Origin of the sequence: Tsukamurella paurometabola (genome assembly GCF_900631615.1) — a bacterium.
GTDB lineage: Bacteria > Actinomycetota > Actinomycetes > Mycobacteriales > Mycobacteriaceae > Tsukamurella > Tsukamurella paurometabola_A.
On record NZ_LR131273.1, the window covers coordinates 132,542 to 155,295 of the forward strand.

The following is a 22,754-nucleotide window of genomic DNA, read 5'->3' on the forward strand; positions in this document are numbered from 1 at the left end:
CACACCGTGACCGAACACATCCAGCTACCCCACGGACTCACCGCCGTATACATCACCCATGCCGCAGCCGACGCACGAGGTGATGAACAAGACAGTGCTGGTCTACACGATGATCCCGCCCTCTTCGATCCCGAGGACATCTGGTGAAACGCATGCAGCGTCGCGGCGAGGCCACCGTCACGCCCATCAATGCCGGCCAGGTCATGGTCCGACTCGGCGGCGACACCTGGGTTATGAGCGCAGATGAAGCCCGCGACCTCACAAACCGAATCGCCGACGCCCTCGAGACGGAGACACCATGACCGCACGACCCTGCCTTACATGCGGTGACCTCATCAGCAGCGGCACGTACTGCACCGACTGCAAGCCAGCAGAGACCGGACGTGACAAGAAGAGCGCTCACTGGAACACCAGCAGGTGGAAGAACCTATCCCGACGCCTCCGCCGGCAGGCACCGTTCTGTGAGCTGTGCAGCAGCACCAGCAACCTGCAGGTCGACCACATCCTGCCGATCGTCGACTACCCGGAACTCACGTACGAGGTGGAAAACCTGCGCGTCCTCTGCCGCACCTGCAACGGCCGACGAGGAGCCACCTTCACGTTAGCCGAAGCAACAGACGTCCTGAATCGCCTTCTAAGCGAGCAGGCACGCACACGCAAGGTCAAGTACCGAAAGCTCGTCCCAGTCGCTCAGCGAGCCGTACAGGTGGGGAGTAGGCCCCCTGAGGCCCCTTCTCCGCCCGGGGGCAAGGCGCAGAGACCGTTATACACCCCCGGGGGGTATGCGTGAAGGCCGGTCCGAAGGCCGCGGTGGACGCCACAGCGCTCCCGTTTCGCCCCAGGTCGACGGTGGAGTCCGAGCGATTCCTCGCGTTCGCGGACAAGTTCCTGCGGGTGCCGAAGGGCACTGGCGCGAAGGGCAAGCTGCATCTGCGGGACTGGCAGGTCGACGTTGCTCGTGACGTGCTGGATTCCGGAGCGCGCACCGTCGGCATCATGTTCCCCCGCGGGCAGGGCAAGACGACCTTGAACGCGGCGATCGCGCTGTACCGGTTCTTCACCGGCGGTGAGGGCGCGAACGTGGTGGTGGTCGCCGTGGACGAGCGGCAGGCCGGGCTGGCGTTCAACGCTGCTCGGCGCATGGTGGAGCTGAACGAGGATCTGTCGTCGCGGTGCCAGGTGTTCAAGGACAAGCTGGTGATCCCGACGACGGACTCGGTGTTCTCTTGCCTGCCCGCATCGCCGGCCGCTCTCGAGGGTCTGGACTACGTGCTGGCTCTGGTCGACGAGGCGGGTGTGGTGAACCGCGATGTCTTCGAGGTGGTGCAGCTCGCCCAGGGCAAGCGCGAGAAGTCCGTCCTCGTCGCGATCGGCACCCCGGGCCCGAACCTCGACGACCAGGTGCTGCTGTCGCTGCGGGACTACCACCGCGATCACCCGGACGACCGGACGCTGTTGTTCCGTGAGTTCTCTGCCGCCGGGTTCGAGCATCACCCGGTGGACTGTGAGCACTGTTGGGAGCTGGCGAATCCCGCGCTGGATGACTTCCTGCATCGGGACGCGCTGGTGGCGCTGCTGCCACCGAAGACGCGTGAGGCGACGTTTCGACGTGCCCGGTTGTGCCAGCTCGCCACCGACACCGAGGGCTCGTTCCTGCCTGAGGGCGTGTGGTCTGGCCTGTCCACCGGCGCGGTGATTCCGCTCGGCTCGGAGGTGGTGATCGCGCTCGACGGTTCGTTCTCCGACGACACCACGGCGCTGCTGCTCGCCACCGTCGACGAGGCCCCCCATTTCGATGTGCTCGGCGTGTGGGAGCGGCCGGCGGGTGACGAGTCCTACCGGGTGCCGATCGCCGAGGTGGAGGACCGGATCCGGCGGGCGTGCAAGGACTACAAGGTCCGCGAGATCGTAGCGGATCCATTCCGGTGGACCCGGACGCTGCAGGTGCTCGAAGCCGAGCGGCTGCCGGTGGTGGAGTTCCCGCACTCACCGTCGCGTCTGACTGCGGCGACGACAGACCTGTACTCCGCGTGCGTGAACGGCAACCTGTCGCACTCCGGCGACGAGCGTCTGGCCGCGCACATCGCTGCGGCGGTGGTCGCGGAGGACGCACGCGGGTACCGGCTCGCGAAGCGGTCCCGCTCGAGGACCGCCAAGAAGATCGACCTCGCGGCTTGTGCCGTGATGGCTTACTCGCGCAGCGCCTGGCTCGCATCCCACAAACCCCGAAGCCGCGTTGCGGCAGTTAGAAGGTACTGACCCATGACCGACATCCTGACCACCCTGCTCCAGGCCGTCGACGCTCCCGCCGGCCGATACGCCCGCCTCGATCGCGAGTACGCGGGCAACAGCCCCTTGAGCTACTTGGCCCCCGAAGCCGCTGCCCTTCTCGGTGGCCGCCTGCGCCAGGTCCGCGCGAACATTCCGAAGATCCTCGTCGACAGCATCGTCGAACGTCTCCGCATCACGGGCTTCTCCGGCGCGGACGTGTGGGCTGATTGGACCAGGTGCGATCTAGACCAGATGAGTCCGGTCGCACACCGCGAGGCCCTGGTGCTCGGTGCCGCGTACGCGCTGGTGTGGTCCGACTCGACGGGCCGTCCGTCCGTGTCCATCGAGTCCGCGCACCAGATGTCGTCGCTCATCGACCCCGCCACCCGGCAGGTGACCGCCGCACTCAAGCGCTGGGAGACCACCACGACGACCGAAGCGACGCTGTTCCTTCCCGACCGCGTGCAGCGCTACCGGGCCAACAGCACCGGGGCGACGACCGCCGGATTCAAGCTCATCGACGAGTTCGACAACCCCCTCGGCGTGCCTCCCGTGGTCCGGTTCACCAACGCTGACCGGCTGCTCGACACCGAGGGCACGTCCGAGATGGAGTCCGTCATCGACCTCTCGGCGGCACTCGTCAAGCTGCTCTCGGACATGATGATCGCGTCCGAGACCTCGGCCCGTCCGCGTCGGTGGGCTACGGGCGTAGAACTCGCTGAGGACGAGGACGGCAACGCGGTGTCGCCGTTCAATGAGGGCACGGCGTTCCTCGTCGCTGAGGGTGACGCCGCCAAGTTCGGGCAGCTCCCGGGTGCGGACCTCGGCGGCTACGAGAACGCGGTCGGTATCATCATGCGCCAAATCTCCGCTGTATCAGGACTTCCCGAACACATGCTCGGCATCGGCGGCGACAACCCGACCAGCGCCGACGCCATCCGAGCATCCGAGGCGGCCTTGACTGCTAGAGCTGAGACGAAGATGCACAGCCTGGGCAGGAGCTGGGAGTCGGTGGCCCGCCTGCTGGTTGGTGTCCGTGACGGTGCCGATCCGGCCTCGGTCGACGTACGTGTCGAGTGGGCCGACGCCGCCACCCGGTCTACTGCGCAGGAGGCCGACGCGGTGGTCAAGCTCCACCAGGCCGGTATCCTGCCCGCCTCGTTCGCGCTCAAGCGATTGGGCTACAGCGATGCGGAGATCGCGGAGATCCATGCCGCCCGGGCCCGCGACGCCGTGGCGAACATCGACGTGTCCAAGGTTCTCGGTGGCGCGGCATGACCGAACGTGAGCTGATCGACCGGTTCGACGCGTGGCTGCAGAGCCTCGGCGACGAGTCGGCCCGTGCCCTCGCGAATGCCCACCGCCTGTGGCAGTCCGGTGTGATCGACACGGCCGCGTTCGAGGAGCTGGTGGTGCAGACGGTCGCGGCGATCAATGCGACGGTCCGTGGCGGCGCGGACGTCACAGCGGCGGCGTACGTGCTGGAGGTGCTGGGCGAGCAGGTGGTGCCCCTCGGTACGGCGCCGATCACCGCGGCCGCGGAGCGCAAGCGTCTGGCGAAGGCCGCGGCGACGTTGGCCGGCCTGCTCGAGGCTGCGGATTTCGCGGACCGCCTGGACAGGTTCGCCCGAGACGAGCCTGCACGTGCGGCGCAGGAGCAGATGACGCACAGCTACCGGTCGCACGGCATTGATGGCTATGTCCGTGGAGTGAATGCCGGCGCGTGCGAACTGTGCATTTGGCTCCGCAAAGAGCACTTGCGGCCCGGTGGCTACGTCTACCCCAACAGCCGACCGATGCACCGGCACGTCGGCTGCCGCTGTACCCCTATCCCCACCCGAAAGGAACTCGACCATGAATGACGACCAGAGCACCGAGGATGCCCGCATTTCAAATGCGACCAAGACGGATGGCGACGCTGACATCCGCACTATGGATGTTGACGTAGATCAGGTGGACGAGAAGGACGATGGGGTAGATCAGACCGACCCCACCTCCTCGTCAGGCGAGCAGCCCGAGGCCGATCAAATCGCTGACAGCGACATGTTCCCGCGCTCCTATGTCGAGCAGCTTCGGCAGGAGAACGGCAAGTACCGGCAGGACGCCCGCGATGCCGCCGCGCGCGCCGACGACCTGGCCCAGCGGCTGCACACCGCGATGGTCACCGCTACCGGAAAGCTGGCCGATCCCACCGATCTACCATTCGACGCCACCCACCTGGAGGACGATGGGGCGCGTCTCACGCAGGCCATCGACGACCTCCTCGCCCGCAAGCCCCACCTGGGTGCACGTCGCGTCGGCGGGGATATCGGGCAAGGTTCACGGAACGGCTCCGGTGGCGTCAATCTTCTTGGCATGCTTCGCGGTACCAACGTCTAACAGGAGGCATGCAATGGCACACTTCAGCATCAACTCTGAGCAATCAATGCCGATCGTTCCGAAGTACGAATTCGAGGCCGAACGCTACGAGGAAGACGGCGCGTTTACCAAGTTCTACGACGCCGACGGCAAAGAGGTGAAGGCGCTGCGCACCGACACCGTGCTCGACATCAAGATCGACTAGATACCCCAATGGGGTATATTGAAGGGGTCGCGTCTGGAACGCGACCCCTTCAAGCGTCCTGGCGGCGCGGGTGTTCATCTCCCCGACTCTGCCCCAGGAGGCATCTCATGGCGGAAACGACCGCTACCAATCCCGAACTTCTCGCCGACACCATCTCGTCGCTGCTCGTGCAGCCGCTCGAGGCCGCGTCGGTCGTCCTCGCATCCGGTCCCCGCATCATCGACACCGCCGGCGTGCTGCGCATCCCCAAGCTGGTCTCCGGTGCCACCGTCGGCACCGTCGCCGAGGGCGGGCTCATCCCCGACACCGCCGACGTCGACTTCGACGAGCTGACCCTCATGCCGACCGAGCGCACGTCACACAAGGTCATCCTCCGCTACACCAACGAGCTGGTCCGTCAGTCGCAGATCGGCATCGACGCCGTGCTCAAGCAGCGTCTCGTCAAGGACGTCTCCGACAAGCTCGACGCTGACCTGCTCGCGGGTACCGGCGCCGCGAACGGCATCACAGGCATCCTCAATCAGCCCGGCGTGCAGACCGGCGAGCTGGACGTCACCGACCCCGACTCGCTGCTCGACGCCCTCGCGCTCGCCCACGCCGCCGAAGTCACCCCGAACCGGTGGCTGATCAACTCCCAGGACTTCATCGCCCTGCGCAAGATCAAGGACACCTCGGGCAAGTACATCCTCGAGGCCGACCTGACCGCGGACGCCACCTACCGGCTGTTCGGTGTTAGCGTGACCCCGACGAACAAGCTGCCCGTCGGCAAGGCGGTCCTCGCGGACTTCAGCCAGGTGGTCGTTGCCCGCGACACCAGCCCCACCGTCACGGTCCTGACCGAGCGCTACGCCGAGTTCGACCAAGTTGGCCTTCGCGTCACCTGCCGCCATGATCTCGGCTTGCTCCATCCGGCCGGCGTCATCGTCCTCACCGACGCCCCGTAGTCATGGCGGTCACCGGCCAGGACGTGGCCGACTTTCTTGGTCAGGGCGACGACGTGCAGCTCGTCGCCCTGGCCGGGCAGGCCGTCACCGTCATCACGGCGATGGCGATGGCCTACACCCGCGACCAGGGATTCACCGGCACCGAGCCGAACGACCAGATCGCGGCTGTCATCACCACCGCAGCCGCCCGCCTCGCTGTCCACCCCGAGCAGCTGGCAACCGATGTCGGATCCGTGTCTGTGCGCGGCGGGTTCACCGGCTGGACCCTCGCCGAGCTGTTCGTCCTAAACAGGTTCAGGCGGAGGGCGATCTAATGCTGTGGCCGCACCGCATCAAGGTGTCCTACGAACAGCCCTACGTGCCGCCTCAGTACAACAGCCATGGAAACGAGATATACGAGACCATCGAGAAGGTGGTCCCGGGGCAGGTGGTGCCCCTCGGCAACGGCAACACCGTCAACGGCGGCATCGCGTACACCGAGACGCGATACAAGATCATGCTCGCCCCGTCCCTCGAACTCCCGACCTACGGAGTTGCTGTGACGTACGAGTGGGCCGGCCGACGGTTCGACGCCCAGGGCGCCGCGGAACGCCACATGCTCGGCGGACGACTCCACCACTACGAGGCGGTGTCACAGAGCCTCACCTAACGGGCCGGGCGGGTTCACCTATCCCTGCTACCGGCAAGGGCACGCGGCTTTCGTTCCCTTTCACCCGCGCCCTGCGCCCCCACCCGCTGAGGGTGGGGGCGTTTCCCGTCTGCCCACATCCTGCCCACACTTCGCCGCGATTGGGTCAATTCTATGTGAGCTAGCGCGAGCTATTTGTGCAGGTAGAGCGATATTAGCCGCGCTCACCTGGGAGCAAATTCGAGTTCAAGTCTCCCCGGGCGCACCCACCATCCCGTCACCTTCTCCGATTTGCCCGTTTCGGCCTCAGAAATTTTTCGAGGCCTTCTCCGGCGTTCCGAACCCCTCGCACCACGCCCGTGTGCGACTCGCGTCACATCTAAACGGCGCGAGTGAGGCACATCGCATCACCTCGTCGCACCCTCCCGCCCGTGGCCAACCAGTGTTGTCAGATTTGCTACAGCCCACCTGTGGACATCCACTGTTCGTCCGGCATGCGGATTCCGCCGCGCAAACGCTCCGACGGTGCCGTTGAGCCCGGTTCTCAGCCCACGCACATACTGTGACCTGCGCCTCAGGTTGTCACCCGATGTTTGAGCATGCCCCGCCGCGCTCAACGCCCCGGTGAACCCGCGACCGCGGGATGGCGCGAACCACCCCGTGTCCGTGCTTGCGACCGTTGAATTTGCAGGTCAAAGCGTCGCGAGACTGTCGCCTAACATGATTGCCCGACCGATTTGCGGCCGAAAATAACAACCGGAGCCGAACCGGACGTCCCCTCTCAGGCGCTGCACAGGCCTCCCATGACTACGCACGTAGGCACGAATGCGGAAAAGTCGTTGCAGCCAAGCTACTGGCGAGTACGCTCCGCCCCAGGGATGCACTTCCCCAAACCCTGATCGTTCCAGTCGGAGGACTTCATGGCTCGTCACGCAGCACCAACCACCTTGACCCGCACCAAGCGACGGGCCGCCGTCGCCGCGGGCGCGATGGCCGCGACCGCGTCACTCACGGTGGCAACACCGGGGCTCGCGAACGCCGCCGATGACGGTTCCACCACCAATCCGCTCACGCTCCAGAACCTCTTCAAGCAATCGCCGCAGACGATCCTCGGCATTCTGCCGATGGCCCCGGGCTCGTTGCCGCTGATGTTCCTCCCCGGACTCGAGAAGCAGATCTCGGACGGAGCAGCATCGTGGAACTCCTCGCCCCTCGGCAAGCAGTTCAAGGTCACCACCGAGTTCACCCCGAGTGCCCTGCCGGGGATGCCGGGCGGCCTCGCCTTCGGCACCTTCGGCCTGCCGCACACCTACACCGATGCGGACGGTGAGCCCTGGGACGGCCTGCTCTACGAGCAGAAGATCGGCGTGGAGGGCCAGGGCTTCTCCGTCAACACCAACACGTACGGCGGCCTGCTGTTCCTCATCGGCACCCCCACACTGGGCATCCTGCTCGGCACGACGTCGGACGGCGACCTGTCCGAGGCCGCGAAGTCCAGCGTCGACGTGGGCAGCGTGGCGGGCAACGCCACCGACATCACCGGACCGTTCGGCAGCGCGCTGAACACGGACTTCTGGATCGTCTCCGCGCGCGAGAAGGGCGTCACGTCGTTCACGCCGGGCGCCAAGATCAGCGCGACCGCACCGTTCGGCCTCGGCAACGTCGTCTTCACCTTCTCTCCGGGCGCGTTCGCCTACGGCGAGGGCACCGTGCTCCTCACGCTCCCCAGCTTCGGGGTCGCCCTGAACACCGTGGACAAGGACGGCAACACGAAGCCCTTCCTCGACTTCGGGGTGAACCTCGGCAAGGTCGGCCTCGACCACAACCGGCTCGTCGCCGCGGGTCCGGACTTCACCGCGGGTGGTACCAACCCGTCCGACGCGAGCAGTACGGCGCGCTTCGACGTCTCGACCGGCAGCGCATCTCTCGGCCTCGACGGCGCCACGATCACCGGTCCGACGGCGGGCTCGAAGACCACCAGCGACAAGAGCACCGCCACCGTCGACCTCGCCGCCGGCTCCGCCGCGGTCGGGACGAGTGGCGTCTCCGTCAACGGACCGGAGGGCACCTGGACGACCGACAACGGCTCGACGTCGAAGACCACCACGGCCGATTCGGGCGCCGTCAGCGTCGGACCCGGCGGCGTCACGGTGGAGCGGCCCGAGCTCGAGACCTCGACGACGACGAAGCCCAGCGCCGACAAGGCCGGCGCCCCCGCCGCCGACGCACCGCAATCCGAGACCCCGACCGCCGCGGCTGCGCCGTCCGCGACGTCGACCGACTCCGACTCGACCACCTCCGGCTCCAGCTCCGGCTCGAGCGAGTCGAGCACGACCAGCAGCGGATCCGACGCCACCGCTTCCAGCGCGAACGACTGATCCAGCTGCACCCCCGAGGCACGGCCGCCGGACTCGTCGGAGTCCGGCGGCCGTTCTCGTGTGCCACCACCACGAGGACGGGTCGGGCTGATGAGGAATTCCGGTGGCGTTTCGATTCGCCGCCGTTTCCCTACTCGAACACCCACACCGGGGTTCATCGCGCGAGCCTTCACCGGCTCCATTAGTTGCAATTCCATCAATGCCTGTATGCGCATTCCGCAGAGGCGGGTCGGCTCACGTGCGCAACGACGGTCGCCTCGCACCGAAGAGTGTTGTTGTCGATCATGCGCTGGTCACGACGTCGCATTCGAACGATAGTGCGCGACCGTCACGAATTCATCCGCATCCCACTTTCCCGATATCAAATATCGGAAGCCTCCCGCACTCCTCGCCTATTCATCGGATTCCACCACGTCCGCAAAGCCGACACAGTGACTCTTCGTACGTCGCATTAAACAGTGACAACATACCCTGTCAGAATCTTCAGTGAATGCATCCGAGGCGATGAAATGCTGTTAGATTTGAGATCCAACAAACCCGTCGTAGTTTCTTTCATTCGTTCCCGTCAGGAGTTTCCCATGGGTCGTCATTCGAATCCCACACCCCGCGCACGCGCGACGCGGCGCGTGGGAGCCGCCGCCGGCGCGATCGCCGCCACCACGTCCATCGCGGCCGGCCCGGCCCTTCCCGCCACGCTGGAGACGAGCGCGCGTCCCATGCCCGCGGCGGCGCCCGCGGCCCCCGCGAGCCTCGAGGCGGCTTCCACCGCTGCGCCTGTGTTCGTGAAGGGACCGACCGGCGCGGTGACGCCCGTCGGCACGCTCCTGGTCGTCCCGGACGCCGCCTCCGCTCGGGCGGTCGCGGCGGAGGCGGTGACCGCGCTCGCCCAGCCCGGTCAGCCCGCGACCGTGATCGAGGAAGCCCTGTCCCGCATCCCCGGGATCACGATGCACACCCTTCCCGGGCCCTTCGGCAGCTCCGCGACCGCCGCCTACACCCTCGGCGTCAGCCAGTCGGGCTCCTACAGTGAGATCCGCCCGCGGGCGGCGATCGGGGCCGTGGCGCCCTTCGGCATCGGGAACACGCTCCTGACCGTCTCGCTCGGCGGCATCACCCGCAACGACACCCGTTTCATCATCTTCCTGCCCCGCCTCGATTTCACTCTCGACGTGTTCGGCGTGCAGTCCCGACTCCAGCTCGGGGCCGGCTCGTTCGGTGTGGACAACGGCAACCTGGTCGTCCGCGGCCCCGACTTCGACATCCTGGTGCGAACGCCCTTCAGGAAGGGTGGTCTCGAGATCGACGGCAGCGAGATCTCGCTGGGCCGGGACGGCCTCATCATCGAGACCGGGGAGATCGAGGGCGGCGCCGATTCACCGCTCGGCAGGGTGAGCATCGACATCGAGGGACCGGACGCGTCGGTGGGTCCGCGGGGCCTGGCGATCGACGGCGGCGAGGCGGACTTCTCCGTGACCGCGACCGGCCTCGGCCGCGGTGCGCTCGAACTCGACGCCGGCCGGGCCTCCGTGGGCCCGGACGGTGCCGCACTCGTCGGCCCCGGTGCCGGGGTCGGAGTCCGGGACACCGCGGGGAACTCCGCCACCGTCGAGGCCAGGACGGGCTCCCTCAGCACCACCGACGGCTTCACGCCGCCGAGCATCGACGTGCGGACCACGTCGGCGACGCCGCAGAGCTCGGATCCCGAGCCGGACTCCGCACCGGCGGCCGCGTCCGACTCCCCGACCGAGTCCGGCGCCGCCGCGGGCGCCGACTCCCCCGCGGACCCCGCTCCCGCACCCGAGCCCGCCTCGACGACCGACTCCGCATCGAGCGCCGGTTCCGACGCGACCGCCGGCTCCGGCGCGACCGCCGACTCCGACTCGGCCGCGGGCTCGGCGTCCTGATCACCGCGAGGAGGGCCGCCCGCGCCACCGCGCGGGCGGCCTTCGCCGTCTCCAGCGGCGCGAACCGCACCTGATCAATCCACGCAGGGGATCTCGCCGCCACGCAGCGTGGTACCGGCGTCCGGTACGGGGCCCGCCGCGGTGGTCGTCGGCACCGCCGTCGTGCCCGGGGCGCGCGGTGCGGTGAAGCCCACGGGCTTCGGGGCCGGCGTCGCGGCGCGCGATTCCGTCCCGTCCGCGGTCTCGTCCGCGTCGTCGGGTTCGGGCACGGACTGCCCGAAGGCCTTCTGCACCTGCGCACGAATGGCCTTCGGGTCCACCAGGTTCACGGCCTGTTGGTCGATCGTGTCGTAGCCCAGCACCGGCAGGGTCGTGAAGGTGAGGTTCGTGCCAGCGATCTGCCCGGCCTGCTGCGCGAACTCCTGCAGGTCCCAGCCGTCGGAGACCACGACGTCCTTCTGCGCCACCGCGATCAGGGACTGCAGCTTCCGGACGTCGCCGAAGACGCCCTGCTTCTGCAGCTGCACCATGACCCCGGCGATGAACGCCTGCTGCCGGTGCGTGCGGTCGAGGTCACCGTCGGCCAGTCCGTGCCGCTGCCGGACGAAGGCCAGTGACTGCGCCGCGTTGAGCTTCTGCCGGCCGGCGGGGAAGGCGGCGCCGGAGAAGCTGTCGCGCACCGGGTTGTTCAGGCACACCTCGACACCGCCGAGCGTCTGCGCGAGGTCGTAGAACCCGACGAGGCTGACCTCGGCGAAGTGGTCGATCGGCACCCCGACGAGGCGCCCGACAGTGGCGATCGTGGCGGCGCGGGCGGATTCGCGTGCCTTGCTCTCGAGTTCCCTGCGGTCCGAGACGCCGGACGCGGCCAGCTCGTCCTCGACCTCGGCCTTGCGGGTGCCGTAGGCCTCCTTGATCTTCCCCTTCTTCCGCGATTCGACGCCGACGAAGGTCACGTAGTCGTCGCGCGGGATCGAGAACGCGGTCACCTTCTTCCCGTCCGCGGGCACGTGCAGCAGGATCAGGGTGTTGGTGTTGTAGCCGCCGTTGTCACTGGTACCGGCGTGCAATTGCTGGAGGACGTCGGCCGGGAGCGGATCACCGTTCTGATCCCGGCGCGTGTCCAGACCCATCAGCAGGATGTTCTTCGCGCCGCCCGTGGACTTCGCGACCTTCGCCTCAGCGAGCGCGCGGGAGACGTTGAAGCCGCCGATCACCAGATTGGTGCTCCACCAGACGGTTCCGGTGACGGCGAGCACGACGGCAGACAGCAGCGCGATGGCCACGCGGCCACCGCGCGCCCCCGACGGTCTGCGCTTCACGCGGCGACATTACCGCGCGGACCGCCCCTCGTCGGGGACGCGCGCCGCGAGTGCCCGCAACGGTTCCACCAGTTGGGCGAGCGCCCGCGCGCGGTGGCTGATCGCGTTCTTCTCCTCCGCGGTGAGTTCCGCGGCGGTGCGGTCCGAACCGTCGGGCAGGAAGACCGGGTCGTAGCCGAATCCGCCCTCCCCGCGGGCCTCCCGCAGGACGGTGCCCGGCCAGGTGCCGCGCACCGTCAGCTCGCCGCTGCCGTCCACGAGCGCGCATGCCGAGACGAACTCCGCGCCGCGCCGCCCGTCCGGGGTGTCGGAGATCTGCGCGAGCAGTAGCGCGGTGTTCGCCGGATCGTCGCCGTGCCGGCCCGACCACCGCGCCGAGAGCACGCCGGGCATCCCGTTGAGCGCGTCGACACAGATCCCGGAATCGTCCGCGACACAGGGCAGGCCGGTCCGCTCGAAACCCTGCCGCGCCTTGATCAGCGCGTTGCCCTCGAACGTCGGCGCGTCCTCCGGCAGCTCCTCGAAGGCCGGTACCTCGTCGAGGCCGACGACCTCGAGGCCGACGATGCCGGCGGCCGCGACGACCTGCCGCAGCTCGCGGAGCTTCTTCGTGTTGCGGGAGGCCAGGAGCAACCGCACAGTCACTGACCGAACTTCTTCTTCTGTTCGCCCTCGAACTCGGGCAGCTCGCCGGGGTACGGCGCCGCGAGCGCCTCCTTCTGCACCGCGAAGAGCTTCTCGGTGCCGGCGATCGCGGAGTCGAGCATCCAATCGAGGGTCGTGCGGGCGAAGGTCGCCCCCTCGCCGGTGCCCTGCACCTCGACGAGCGTGCCGGTATCGGTGGCGACGACGTTCATGTCGACCTCGGCGCGCGAGTCCTCCTCGTACGGCAGGTCCAGCCGGACCCGGCCGTCGACGACGCCCACCGAGACCGCGGCGATGGCGCACGAGATCGGCTGCGGGTCGGTCAGCTTGCCGGCCGCGCCGAGGTAGGTGACGGCGTCGCACAGGGCCACGTAGGCGCCGGTGATCGACGCGGTGCGGGTGCCGCCGTCGGCCTGCAGGACGTCGCAGTCGATGGCGATCGTGTTCTCGCCCAGGGCCGCGAGGTCGATGCACGCGCGCAACGACCGTCCGATGAGTCGGGAGATCTCGTGCGTGCGGCCGCCGACCTTGCCCTTGGTGGACTCGCGGCGGCTGCGCTCGTGGGTGGCGCCGGGGAGCATCGCGTACTCCGCGGTGAGCCAGCCCTGGCCGGAACCGCGGCGCCATCCGGGCACGCCCAGTTCCACGCTGGCGGTGCAGAGCACCTTGGTGTTGCCGAACTCCACCAGCACCGAGCCGGCGGGGTTCTGCGTGAATCCCCGGGTGATCGTCACGGGGCGGAGTTCGTCGTCGGCCCTGCCGTCTGCGCGTCTGCTCACGCGCCCAGCCTATCGCCTCCGGTCGGCGGGGGCGTCAGAGCTCGAAGACGTCGCCGCCCGTGACCGCGTGGACCGGGCCGTCGTAGACGGAGCGCGCCTCGGCCAGGACCGCCTCGCGCGACGTCCACGGCGGGATGTGGGTGAGGAGCAACCGGCCGACGCCCGCCTCGGCGGCGGCCCGGCCCGCCTCGACGCCCGAGAGGTGCACGCCGAGCGGCCGGTTCGCCGGGTCGTGCGTCCAGCTGGCCTCGGCGAGCAGCACGTCAGCGCCGCGCGCGAGCTCCACCAGGTTGTCGCACACCCCCGTATCACCCGTGTATGCGAGTACCCTGCCGCTGGGCGCGGTGATGCGCAATCCGTGCGACTCGGGCGGGTGGAACATGCGGAAGGGACGCACGGTGAGGCCGCCGACCGTGTGGTCCTCGCCCTCCCCCCACGCGGAGAAGTCGAACGTGTCGGAGATGTCGTCGAGCATCGCCGCCGTCTCGGCGGAGGCACGGCCGAGCCGCTCGGGCGTGTCGGCGGGGCCGATCAGCCGGGCGCGCCCGGACGCGGGCACCGGGTGGTAGCGCCGCCACACCAGCAGCGAGGGCACGTCCAGGCAGTGGTCGGCGTGCAGGTGCGAGAGCATCACCGTGACGGTGTTGGGATCGACGCGCTGTTGCAACTCCCCGAGCACCCCGGGGCCGAAATCCATGACGACCGGATCGTGCCCGTCCACCTCCAGGAGGTATCCCGAGCAGGCCGCCCGAGGACCGCCGACGCTGCCGGAACACCCGAGGATGGTGAGACGCATGAAGCACATGCTGCCAGATCCGCGATCCTCACGAGGCAATCGCGCCGACCTCACGTGAATTGCCAGGTCCGGACCGAGTACGGGCGCGGCGCCCCAGGAGCACCGCCGCGAGCACGCCGCCGACGGCGCCCCACAGGTGCGCCTGCCACGACACACCGGGCTGACCGGGCAGAACGCCCCACAGCATGCCGCCGTACAGGACCATCAGCGCCACCCCGACGACGAGGTCCAGCGGCTTGCGGGTGAACAACCCCCGTACCGCCAGGTAGGTCATCCAGCCGAACAGCACTCCCGACAATCCGATCACCACGGTGCCGGTCCCTCCGGTGATCCACACCCCGACGCCCGAGACCAGCCAGATGATCGCGGTGGCGAGCAGGAACCGGCCCGCACCGGCGATCAGGCCGAGGAAACCGAGGATCAGCGCCGGAACGCTGTTGGCGGCCAGGTGCTCCCAGCCGCCGTGCAGCAGCGGGGCGGCGGCGATCCCGCGGACCGCGTCACCGCCCTCGCGCGGGTGGATGCCCCACTGGTCCAGGGCGTTGCCGGCGACGGCGTCGACGACCTCGATGCCCCACAGGGCGGCGACGAACACCGCGATCACGAGCGCGGACCGTCCGGCCGCGCTCCCGGCCGCCCGGCGCGCGGGCGTGCGCTCGTCGTTGCTGGGAACCGTCATGGCGACCTCCTCGCGCGAGCGGAGGCGGTAGCGGCTCACGCCCAGAGCTGGCCGTCGAGGGCCTCCTCCGCATCTTCCAACGTACCGTCGTACGCGCCGGTCGACAGATACTTCCATCCGGCGTCGGCGACGACGAAGGCCACGTCGGCCCGCTCCCCCGCCGCGAGGGCCTTGCCGGCGACCCCGAGCGCGGCGTGCAGCACGCCGCCCGTGGAGACCCCGGCGAAGATCCCCTCGTCGTCGATGAGCTGCCGCATGCGGCGCACCGCGTCGTAGGAGCCGACGGAGAACCGGCGGGTGAGCACCGACTCGTCGTAGAGCTCCGGGACGAAGCCCTCGTCGAGGTTGCGGAGCCCGTAGACCAGCTCGCCGTACCGCGGCTCGGCGGCGACGATCTGCACGCCCGGCACGTGTTCGCGCAGGTAACGGCCGGTGCCCATGAGGGTTCCCGTGGTGCCGAGACCGGCGACGAAGTGGGTGATCTCGGGCAGGTCGGCGAGCAGTTCCGGTCCGGTCCCCGCGTAGTGCGCGCGGGCGTTCGCGGGGTTGCCGTACTGGTAGAGCATCACCCAGTCGGGGTGCTCGGCGGCGAGCTTCTTCGCTTCGGCGACGGCGCGGTTGGAGCCGCCCGCGGCGGGGCTGGAGATGATCTCGGCGCCGTACATGGTGAGCAGCTGGCGTCGTTCGGCGGAGGTGTTCTCCGGCATGACGCACACGAGCCGGTACCCCTTGAGCTTCGCCGCCATGGCCAGGCTGATGCCCGTGTTGCCCGACGTGGGCTCGAGGATGGTGTCACCGGGACGCAACCGGCCGTCGGCCTCGGCCTCGGTGATCATGCGCAGCGCCGGGCGGTCCTTGATCGACCCCGTCGGATTGCGGTCCTCGAGTTTGGCCCACAGACGGACGTGGGGCAGAGCCTCCCCGTCCGGGGCCGTGGCCCCGGCCCAGCGGGGCGACAGGCGCGGCAACCCGACCAGCGGCGTCCCGCCGAGCGAGTCGAGCAGGGAATCGAACCTCGCCACTGTGCGCCTATCCTCCTGCGCCGTGGGCGAGGAGGGCACCGACGGATCGCGGCGCGGCACTCACCGGGAACCCCCGGCTACCGCGGGAAGAACCGTCACGGTGCCGCCGTCGGCGACGGGGGTGTCGAGGCCGCCCGTGAACCGCACGTCCTCGTCGTCGACGTAGACGTTGACGAAGCGGTGCAGCGCGCCGTCGGCGATGAGCCGGTCCCGGATCCCCGCGTGGCGGGTCTCGAGGTCGTCGATCACGGCGGCGAGCGTCGCGCCCTCGGCGGGCACGCGCTTCCGGTCGCCGGTGAGCGGGCGCAGGATGGTCGGGATGGAGACGGTGACGGACATCAATCCTCCAGGATGTGAACGGGTTCCTCGGTGATCACGCCATCGACGATGGCAAAGCTGCGGACCTCGGCGTCGGGGCCGAGCTCGTCGCGGGTGGAGATCAGGACGTAGTGGGCGTTCGGCTCGGACGCGTACTTCACGTCGGTGCGCGACGGGTAGGCCTCGGTGGCCGTGTGCGAGTGGTAGATCACCACCGGCTCCTCGTCGGCGTCGTCCATTCCGCGCCAGACGCGCAGCTGCTCGGCGGAATCGAAGCGGTAGAAGGTGGGCGAGCGTTCGGCGTTGAGCATCTCGATGAAGCGTTCCGGACGGTCCGAGCCCTCGGGCCCGGCGATCACGCCGCACGCCTCGTCGGGGTGGTCGCGGCGCGCGTGCGCGACCATCTTCTCCACGAGGTCGCGCCTGATCCGCAATCCGCCCGGCTCCGTCATGTGCGGTGCAACCGCGTCCGGGCGCGCGCTATTCCGGCTCGCGGTCGAGCATCACCGAGACCAGCACGTCGAGCATCGCCGACAGCCAGTGGTAGACGTCGACGTGCCCGGCGCGCGCCGGGTCGTCCGACGACGGCCCGTCGGGCAGGTCCGCCGTGATGCCGAGCAGCGTCCCGAGCGCGAGGCGCAGGTCGTTGATGCAGGTCAGCCAGTCCTGCGCCTCGGCCTCCGTGAGGGCGACGGCGCCGGCCCGCTCGGGCAGCGTGGCGAGCACGGTCTGCGCCGCCTCGCGCTTGGCGTCGATCACCTCGGGCTCGTTGAGGGAGCGGAGCGCGCCGTTGAGGTCGCGGGCCAATTCACCCGACGGTGCCTCCGTCGCGGCGGGACCGTTCGCATCGGGCCGGTAGAAGTCGGGCAGCAGGCGCTGGAGCACGGACTCCTGCGGCGGCTCGGCGTGCCCGGTGCGCAGCCCCGTGAGCTCGGCGAGATCGTCGTGCGGGGCCGAGTCCTCGCGTTCGTCGAACAGCTCGACCAGGGAGCCGACGAGGGACCGGACGAGGCCCACCTCCTCCGGGTCCATCTTCGAGACGAAGCGGACGTCGCCGCGTGCGCCCCGCTTGACCTGCCAGTTACGCACTCAGTCGTCTCGCTGCATCGTCGCCCACAGTCCGGCCGCGTGCAGCTTGCGGACGTCGGACTCCACCTTGTCGCGGTCGCCCGTGGAGACCACGGCCTTCCCCTCGGTGTGCACCTGCATCATCAGTTCCTTGGCCTTGGCGGTGCTGTAGCCGAACAGCTTCCGCAGCACGAAGGTCACGTACGACATGAGGTTCACCGGGTCGTCCCAGACGACGGTGACCCAGGGCTTGTCGACGGCCTCGTCGGTCTGGCGTTCGAGCACCGCGGACGTACCGGGCTGGGCGGCGGCGCCTCCAGGACCTCCCGGTGCCGCTGCGCTGCTGTCGGTCATGGTTCTAGGGTACCCAGTGTGACGGTAGATGAAAACGGGGCCGACTCCTCCTGGCGCAGCTCCGCCCTGCTCACGGATCAGTACGAGCTGACGATGCTGGCGGCGGCGCTCAAGGACGGCACGGCGCACCGGCCGTGCGTCTTCGAGGTGTTCGCGCGGCGCCTCCCGGCCGGCCGCCGGTACGGCGTGGTCGCCGGCACCACGCGCGTGCTCGACGAGCTCCGCCGGTTCCGCTTCGGGCCGGCCGAGCTCGCGGTCGTCGAGCGGTTCCTCGACGCCGACACGCTCGCGTGGCTGAAGGACTACCGGTTCACCGGCGAGATCGACGGCTACCGCGAGGGCGAGCTGTACTTCCCCGGCTCGCCGCTGCTGACGGTGCGCGCGACCTTCGCCGAGGGCGTGATCCTGGAGACGCTGATCCTGTCGATCCTCAACCACGACAGCGCGATCGCCTCCGCGGCGGCGCGCATGGTCTCCGCGGCCGCGGGCCGGCCGCTCATCGAGATGGGATCGCGGCGCACGCACGAGCGGGCCGCCGTCGCGTCGGCCCGCGCCGCCTACCTCGCCGGGTTCGCGACCACCTCCAACATGGAGGCGGCCCGGACCTACGGCGTCCCGTCGGGCGGTACGGCGGCGCACGCCTTCACCCTGTTGCACACCGGCCCGGACGGGCCCGACGAGGAGGCGGCGTTCGCCGCGCAGGTCGCGGCGCAGGGACCGGGCACCACCCTGCTGGTGGACACGTACGACATCACCGAGGGCGTGAACCGCGCCGTCCGCGCCGCGGGCCCCGAGCTCGGCGGCGTGCGGATCGACTCCGGCGATCTCGGCATCATCACCCGGCAGGTCCGGGCGCAGCTCGACGGGCTGGGCGCGACGAGGACCAAGATCGTGGTCTCGGGCGACCTCGACGAGTACGCGATCGGCGCCCTGCGCGCGGAGCCGATCGACGTCTACGGCGTCGGCACCTCCCTCGTCACCGGCTCCGGCGCCCCGACGGCGGGCATGGTCTACAAGCTCGTCGAGGTCGACGGGATGCCGGTCGCGAAGCGCAGCTCGCACAAGGAGACCCAGGGCGGCGAGAAGCGTGCTGTGCGGCTCGCCCGGAGCACCGGCACCATCGTCGAGGAGGTGCTGCACCGGCCCGGCACCACGCCCGCGGTGCCCGCGCACCTCACCGCGACGCCGCTGCAGATCCCCCTGGTGCGCGGCGGCGAGGAGGTCGACGGCCTGCCGACCCTCGAGGACGCCCGCGCCCACCTGCGCGACGCCCTGGTGACCCTGCCGTGGGAGGGCCTCGGCCTCTCGAACGGCGAACCCGCGATCCCCACCCGCTTCGAGGAGAGCCGATGAGCACCGCCCTGGTCGTCGTGGACGTGCAGAACGACTTCTGCGAGGGCGGCTCGCTGGCCGTCGCCGGCGGCGCGCAGGTGGCGCGGCGCATCCACGACGACCTGCTGGAGTCGTACCCCGTGATCGTCGCGACCCGCGATTGGCACATCGACCCGGGCGCGCACTTCTCCGCCACCCCCGACTTCGTGGACTCGTGGCCGGTGCACTGCCGGGCGCGCACCGACGGGGCGGAGTTCCACCCGAACCTGCGGCTGCCGCTGCGGGTGCCGGTGTTCAGCAAGGGCGCCTACTCGGCGGCCTACTCGGGCTTCGAGGCGCACGATCCCGACGGCGCCGCACTCGCGGAATGGCTCTCGGCGCACGACGTCTCGTCGATCGACGTGGTGGGCATCGCCACCGACTACTGCGTCCGCGCGACGGCGCTCGACGGCCTGGCCGCGGGTCTGGCGGTGCGCGTGCTCGCGGACTACACCGCGGGCGTCGCGGCGGAGTCGACGCGCGCGGCGCTGGCGGAGTTCACCGCCGCCGGGGTCACGGTGGCCTGAGCGGCCCGCTCAACCGGGTCGTCGCGCGATCAGCGCCGAGAGTTCGGCGAGCAGCTCGTCGGGATACTCCATCGGGAGGGAGTGCGTTCCGTCGGGCCACACGCGGACCGTCGCGTTCGGGAGGGTCCGGGCCCGATCCGCGGCCGCCGCGGTGTCGGTGACGGCGCTCCGGCCCCCGAGCCCGACGAAGACGGGCATGGTCAGCCGCGCGAGGGCGGCATCGTCGGGCTGCGCGGGTGTGGGCAGAGCGGCGCGGTACCCCGCGGCACCGGCGTCGACCATGGCTCCGATCGGCGTGCCCACGGCATCGGCGTCGCCGGCTCCGCCGATGTAGCCCAGCCCTTTCCGACGCCAGGACTCGGGCAGGAACGGCAGGGCCGATGGCAGAGTGGCCACGTACATCTGCCAGCGCAGCCCGGCGAAGACCAGGATCGGCTCCGACAGCGTGAGCGTGGCGACCCGGTCGGGGTGACGCACCGCCAGATTCGCGGCGCTCCACGCGCCGAACGAGTGGCCGAAGAGGTGCGCACGGTCGATCCCGAGTCCGGTGAGCGCCTCGGCGAGCCAGTCCGCCTGATCGCCGGCACCGGCGAGCGGCCGGTCCTGCACACTCAGGCCGGAGTCACCGAGCGCATCGACGGCGACCACGTCGCGATCCGCGAGCCGGGCCAGCATGTCCGCCCACATCGGCACACCGGACGAGCGGCCCGGAACCAGGAGGATCGGCGCCACGCCCGGGTGCGGCGCGCCGAAGCGGTAGGCGCGGACGACGCCGAACCCGGTCCGCACGTCCCGCGTTTCGGTGGGCGGCGGGAGGTTGCGGAAGGCGCGTTCGTACTGCGCGTAGTAGTCGGCGCGGGCCTGCGCGGAACGCCAGTACCCGACGGGGCTGGGGTCACGCACCAGGTAGGCGCCCACCGCGGCGAGGGCGGCGACGGCGGTCACCCCCGCCGCCACGGCCCGGCGGATCCGTCGGTTCATGTCACACCTCCTTGGCAATGCACATGCATTGTATCAGCTTCGCGATGCATCCGCATTGCTATAATCGGCGGGTGCCGAAACAGGTGGACCACGCGGAACGTCGCGCCGAGATCGACAGGGTCGTGTGGGCGATCATCGCCGAGGACGGCATCGCCGCCGTGACCCTGCGCGCGATCGCCGCACGCGGCGACATCTCGATGGGCCGCGTCCAGCACTACTTCCCCACCCGCGAGGCCATCGTCCGGCACGCGTTGACCTCGTACCTCGCCCTCGCGGAGCAGGCGCATCCGATCCCCGAGGACCCCGGCGAGGCCCTCCTGATGCTCCTCACCCACGCGATCCCGCGCGACGGGACACAGCGGCTCGGCGCGAAGGTCTGGTACGCGTACCTCGCCGAGGCGGTGACGGACCCCGGCATCCGCGCGATCGTCGACGAGACCCTCCGGGGCACCGAGGACCTCGCGACCGATCTGCTCGACGGGGACCGGGAGCGCGCCCGCCTCCTCCTGGCCGCCTCGGACGGGTTGGCCTACCGCGCGCTGATCGGGACGATCGGCGCGGACGAGGCCGAGGCCGCGGTGCGCGGCCTCGCCGGGATCAGCCGCGGATCCGGTTGAGGTAGTTGTAGACCGTGAACCGGGTGACGCCGAGCGCCTCGGCCACCGCCTCCGCCGACTTGCGGTAGGCGAAGGCGCCGCGCTCCTCGAGCAGGCGCACCGCGCGCTGCTTCTCGGCGCGTCCGAGCTCCGCCAGCGGCGCGCCCAACTCGTCGGCGACGCCGGCGAGCAGGGCACCCAGATCCCCCACGGGCGCCTCCGCGGGCGGCAGGCGCACACCCGCGACCGTCTCCCCCTCCCACACGAGGGGCACGTCGCCGGGCCGAAGCGCTGCGGCCTCCACGATCTCCGCGTCGAGCCGCGTGACGAGCGCGCGGACGGCCTCGACCAGCGGGTGGTCGATCTCGGGCCCCGCGCCCCGGTCAGCCATCGGCGCGGTCGATCTGCACCGTGACGCGGCTCGCGCCGCCCGCGAAGGCCCCGGCCAACGCCGCACGGAGTGCGTCGAGGACCGCATCGGCATCCCCCTCCACCGAGGTGCCCAGCGGTCCGAAGTCGTGGTCGAGCCCCCGGGCGCGGAGCACCGCGACGGCCCGCTCGGCGTGCGGGGGCACGGAGCCCTCGCCCTCGAAGGGTTCGCTGGTGAACTCCGCGGTGAGGCGCATGCCCGCATCGTAGCCCGGAGCAATTTTCAACAAACTGTTGACGTGACTCAGATCACATGTCATTCTTCGATTAGTGGAAAACATCTTCCGCAGAACGAAAGAAGGCAGGTCAGATGGACCTCGACCACTTCAACTCGGCACCTGAGGCCGATATCCGGGCGACTCTACTCGCGTGTTGCGATGTCCGCTCGTGGAGCGATGCGGTCCTCGCGGGGCGGCCGTACGCCGACGCCTCGGACGCCCTCCGGGCGGCCGGTACAGCGGCCCTGGCGTTCACCCCGGCCGACGTCGACCGCGCTCTCGCCGCGCATCCACGGATCGGAGAGCGCGCGGCCGGCGCCTCCACCGAGGCCGCGTGGTCGCGCAAGGAGCAGTCCGGCGTCGCCACCGACACCGAGACGCAGGCGGCCCTGCTCGCGGGCAACCGCGCGTACGAGGAGCGCTTCGACCGCGTCTTCCTCATCAACGCCGCGGGGCTGGACGCGACGACCGTGCTGGCCGAGCTGCACCGGCGGCTGGCGAACACGCCGGACGCCGAGGCCGCCGAGGTCACCCGCGAGCTGCGGGGCATCGCCCTGCGCCGGCTGGCCCGCGTGCTGGAACTGGAAGACGAACTCGCAGAGAGGCAGTCATGAGCACCGTCACCACCCACGTCCTCGATACCGCGCGGGGCGTGCCCGCCGCCGGGGTTCCGGTCCGCATGGACCGGGTCGGACCGGACGGCACCGTCGCACCGGTGGCCCGCGCCGTCACCGACGACGACGGCCGGGTCCGCGATCTCGGACCGGACGACCTGGCCGCCGGCGTCTACCGGCTCACCTTCGACACCGCGAGCTACTCCGCGGCCACGGGCCAGCAGGCCTTCTTCCCCGAGGTCGCCATCACCTTCCGGCTCGAAGCGGAGGGCGGCGCCGTGCCGCACCACCACCTCCCACTGCTGCTGAGCCCGTTCCACTACTCCACCTACAAAGGAAGCTGACCA

30 protein-coding genes are annotated in these 22,754 nt (G+C 69.9%); 17 read left to right on the forward strand and 13 right to left on the reverse strand.

Features of this window, described 5'->3' with window-relative positions; genetic code table 11:
* Positions 1 to 143 precede the first annotated feature (143 nt).
* The 12 genes from ELY19_RS23305 (at position 144) to ELY19_RS00800 (ending at position 10,688) form a co-directional block, all read left to right on the forward strand.
* Complete coding sequence (locus ELY19_RS23305; protein WP_164711477.1) at positions 144 to 302, forward strand: hypothetical protein; 159 nt, start codon at positions 144 to 146, stop codon at positions 300 to 302.
* The gene (locus ELY19_RS24080) at positions 299 to 790 is read left to right on the forward strand and encodes an HNH endonuclease (RefSeq protein ID WP_126194494.1); all 492 of its coding nucleotides are present in this window, start codon (positions 299 to 301) and stop codon (positions 788 to 790) included. Before ELY19_RS23305 ends, ELY19_RS24080 begins: the two co-directional genes overlap by 4 nt.
* Positions 787 to 2,259 (forward strand): terminase large subunit domain-containing protein, encoded by a 1,473-nt coding sequence (locus tag ELY19_RS00760; protein ID WP_126194495.1) that lies wholly within the window; start codon positions 787 to 789, stop codon positions 2,257 to 2,259. Before ELY19_RS24080 ends, ELY19_RS00760 begins: the two co-directional genes overlap by 4 nt.
* A gap of 3 nt (positions 2,260 to 2,262) precedes the next feature.
* Positions 2,263 to 3,549, forward strand: a complete 1,287-nt coding sequence (locus ELY19_RS00765; protein WP_126194496.1) for a phage portal protein — start codon at positions 2,263 to 2,265, stop codon at positions 3,547 to 3,549.
* On the forward strand, positions 3,546 to 4,133 hold the full coding sequence (locus ELY19_RS00770) for a VG15 protein (RefSeq protein ID WP_126194497.1): 588 nt from the start codon (positions 3,546 to 3,548) through the stop codon (positions 4,131 to 4,133). Before ELY19_RS00765 ends, ELY19_RS00770 begins: the two co-directional genes overlap by 4 nt.
* Positions 4,126 to 4,650, forward strand: coding sequence for a hypothetical protein (locus ELY19_RS00775; RefSeq protein WP_227967101.1), 525 nt, complete (start codon positions 4,126 to 4,128; stop codon positions 4,648 to 4,650). Before ELY19_RS00770 ends, ELY19_RS00775 begins: the two co-directional genes overlap by 8 nt.
* Before the next feature lie 13 nt (positions 4,651 to 4,663).
* On the forward strand, positions 4,664 to 4,834 hold the full coding sequence (locus tag ELY19_RS23310) for a hypothetical protein (RefSeq protein WP_164711478.1): 171 nt from the start codon (positions 4,664 to 4,666) through the stop codon (positions 4,832 to 4,834).
* A gap of 8 nt (positions 4,835 to 4,842) precedes the next feature.
* Entirely contained in the window at positions 4,843 to 5,778 is a 936-nt protein-coding gene (locus tag ELY19_RS00780) for a phage major capsid protein (RefSeq protein ID WP_126194498.1), read from the forward strand.
* 2 nt (positions 5,779 to 5,780) lie between these two features.
* On the forward strand, positions 5,781 to 6,092 hold the full coding sequence (locus ELY19_RS00785; RefSeq protein WP_126194499.1) for a hypothetical protein: 312 nt from the start codon (positions 5,781 to 5,783) through the stop codon (positions 6,090 to 6,092).
* Positions 6,092 to 6,427: a hypothetical protein gene (locus ELY19_RS00790; protein ID WP_068571102.1), complete on the forward strand. Its 336-nt coding sequence runs from the start codon at positions 6,092 to 6,094 to the stop codon at positions 6,425 to 6,427. Before ELY19_RS00785 ends, ELY19_RS00790 begins: the two co-directional genes overlap by 1 nt.
* An 899-nt stretch (positions 6,428 to 7,326) precedes the next feature.
* Positions 7,327 to 8,784, forward strand: coding sequence for a hypothetical protein (locus ELY19_RS00795; RefSeq protein ID WP_126194500.1), 1,458 nt, complete (start codon positions 7,327 to 7,329; stop codon positions 8,782 to 8,784).
* A gap of 578 nt (positions 8,785 to 9,362) precedes the next feature.
* Entirely contained in the window at positions 9,363 to 10,688 is a 1,326-nt protein-coding gene (locus ELY19_RS00800; RefSeq protein WP_126194501.1) for a hypothetical protein, read from the forward strand.
* Positions 10,689 to 10,762: 74 nt separating this feature from the next.
* Here the strand turns inward: ELY19_RS00800 and ELY19_RS00805 are convergent, their stop codons facing one another.
* Genes ELY19_RS00805 through clpS form a run of 10 tightly spaced genes read right to left on the reverse strand, consistent with a single transcriptional unit; the run spans position 10,763 to position 17,671 of the window.
* Positions 10,763 to 12,010 carry an LCP family protein gene (locus tag ELY19_RS00805; protein WP_126194502.1) on the reverse strand — a complete coding sequence of 416 codons (1,248 nt, stop codon included), beginning with the start codon at positions 12,008 to 12,010 and terminating at the stop codon, positions 10,763 to 10,765.
* A 9-nt stretch (positions 12,011 to 12,019) separates the two neighbouring features.
* Positions 12,020 to 12,655, reverse strand: a complete 636-nt coding sequence (gene rdgB, locus ELY19_RS00810; RefSeq protein ID WP_126194503.1) for an RdgB/HAM1 family non-canonical purine NTP pyrophosphatase — start codon at positions 12,653 to 12,655, stop codon at positions 12,020 to 12,022.
* Positions 12,652 to 13,434, reverse strand: a complete 783-nt coding sequence (gene rph, locus ELY19_RS00815) for a ribonuclease PH (protein WP_126194504.1) — start codon at positions 13,432 to 13,434, stop codon at positions 12,652 to 12,654. The genes rdgB and rph overlap by 4 nt, the downstream gene beginning before the upstream one ends.
* A 34-nt stretch (positions 13,435 to 13,468) precedes the next feature.
* Positions 13,469 to 14,230, reverse strand: coding sequence for a cyclic nucleotide-degrading phosphodiesterase (locus tag ELY19_RS00820; RefSeq protein WP_126194505.1), 762 nt, complete (start codon positions 14,228 to 14,230; stop codon positions 13,469 to 13,471).
* A 28-nt stretch (positions 14,231 to 14,258) separates the two neighbouring features.
* Positions 14,259 to 14,909: a rhomboid family intramembrane serine protease gene (locus ELY19_RS00825; RefSeq protein WP_126194506.1), complete on the reverse strand. Its 651-nt coding sequence runs from the start codon at positions 14,907 to 14,909 to the stop codon at positions 14,259 to 14,261.
* A 35-nt stretch (positions 14,910 to 14,944) separates the two neighbouring features.
* Positions 14,945 to 15,931, reverse strand: coding sequence for a PLP-dependent cysteine synthase family protein (locus ELY19_RS00830; RefSeq protein WP_126194507.1), 987 nt, complete (start codon positions 15,929 to 15,931; stop codon positions 14,945 to 14,947).
* A gap of 60 nt (positions 15,932 to 15,991) precedes the next feature.
* Positions 15,992 to 16,270: a MoaD/ThiS family protein gene (locus tag ELY19_RS00835; protein ID WP_126194508.1), complete on the reverse strand. Its 279-nt coding sequence runs from the start codon at positions 16,268 to 16,270 to the stop codon at positions 15,992 to 15,994.
* Entirely contained in the window at positions 16,270 to 16,701 is a 432-nt protein-coding gene (locus ELY19_RS00840) for a M67 family metallopeptidase (RefSeq protein ID WP_126194509.1), read from the reverse strand. The genes ELY19_RS00835 and ELY19_RS00840 overlap by 1 nt, the downstream gene beginning before the upstream one ends.
* A gap of 28 nt (positions 16,702 to 16,729) precedes the next feature.
* Entirely contained in the window at positions 16,730 to 17,338 is a 609-nt protein-coding gene (locus ELY19_RS00845; RefSeq protein WP_126194510.1) for a DUF2017 domain-containing protein, read from the reverse strand.
* Complete coding sequence (gene clpS / locus ELY19_RS00850; protein WP_126194511.1) at positions 17,339 to 17,671, reverse strand: ATP-dependent Clp protease adapter ClpS; 333 nt, start codon at positions 17,669 to 17,671, stop codon at positions 17,339 to 17,341.
* Positions 17,672 to 17,764: 93 nt separating this feature from the next.
* On the opposite strand from clpS, the gene ELY19_RS00855 reads away from it, so the two are divergent.
* Together ELY19_RS00855 and ELY19_RS00860 are read left to right on the forward strand one after the other, a co-directional pair.
* Entirely contained in the window at positions 17,765 to 19,024 is a 1,260-nt protein-coding gene (locus ELY19_RS00855; RefSeq protein ID WP_232015657.1) for a nicotinate phosphoribosyltransferase, read from the forward strand.
* On the forward strand, positions 19,021 to 19,569 hold the full coding sequence (locus tag ELY19_RS00860; RefSeq protein WP_126194513.1) for an isochorismatase family protein: 549 nt from the start codon (positions 19,021 to 19,023) through the stop codon (positions 19,567 to 19,569). Before ELY19_RS00855 ends, ELY19_RS00860 begins: the two co-directional genes overlap by 4 nt.
* A 9-nt stretch (positions 19,570 to 19,578) precedes the next feature.
* Here the strand turns inward: ELY19_RS00860 and ELY19_RS00865 are convergent, their stop codons facing one another.
* Complete coding sequence (locus tag ELY19_RS00865; RefSeq protein ID WP_126194514.1) at positions 19,579 to 20,550, reverse strand: alpha/beta fold hydrolase; 972 nt, start codon at positions 20,548 to 20,550, stop codon at positions 19,579 to 19,581.
* A gap of 71 nt (positions 20,551 to 20,621) precedes the next feature.
* Here ELY19_RS00865 and ELY19_RS00870 point away from each other — a divergent pair, with 71 nt between their 5' ends.
* The gene (locus ELY19_RS00870) at positions 20,622 to 21,167 is read left to right on the forward strand and encodes a TetR/AcrR family transcriptional regulator (RefSeq protein WP_164711479.1); all 546 of its coding nucleotides are present in this window, start codon (positions 20,622 to 20,624) and stop codon (positions 21,165 to 21,167) included.
* On the opposite strand, the gene ELY19_RS00875 is transcribed toward ELY19_RS00870, so the two are convergent.
* Complete coding sequence (locus tag ELY19_RS00875) at positions 21,148 to 21,537, reverse strand: helix-turn-helix domain-containing protein (protein ID WP_126194516.1); 390 nt, start codon at positions 21,535 to 21,537, stop codon at positions 21,148 to 21,150. The genes ELY19_RS00870 and ELY19_RS00875 overlap by 20 nt on opposite strands.
* Positions 21,530 to 21,772, reverse strand: a complete 243-nt coding sequence (locus ELY19_RS00880; RefSeq protein ID WP_126194517.1) for a thiamine-binding protein — start codon at positions 21,770 to 21,772, stop codon at positions 21,530 to 21,532. Before ELY19_RS00880 ends, ELY19_RS00875 begins: the two co-directional genes overlap by 8 nt.
* Before the next feature lie 113 nt (positions 21,773 to 21,885).
* Between ELY19_RS00880 and uraD the strand changes: the two genes are divergently transcribed.
* Complete coding sequence (gene uraD, locus ELY19_RS00885) at positions 21,886 to 22,407, forward strand: 2-oxo-4-hydroxy-4-carboxy-5-ureidoimidazoline decarboxylase (protein WP_126194518.1); 522 nt, start codon at positions 21,886 to 21,888, stop codon at positions 22,405 to 22,407.
* Positions 22,404 to 22,751, forward strand: a complete 348-nt coding sequence (uraH, locus tag ELY19_RS00890; RefSeq protein WP_126194519.1) for a hydroxyisourate hydrolase — start codon at positions 22,404 to 22,406, stop codon at positions 22,749 to 22,751. The genes uraD and uraH overlap by 4 nt, the downstream gene beginning before the upstream one ends.
* Positions 22,752 to 22,754: the final 3 nt, after the last annotated feature.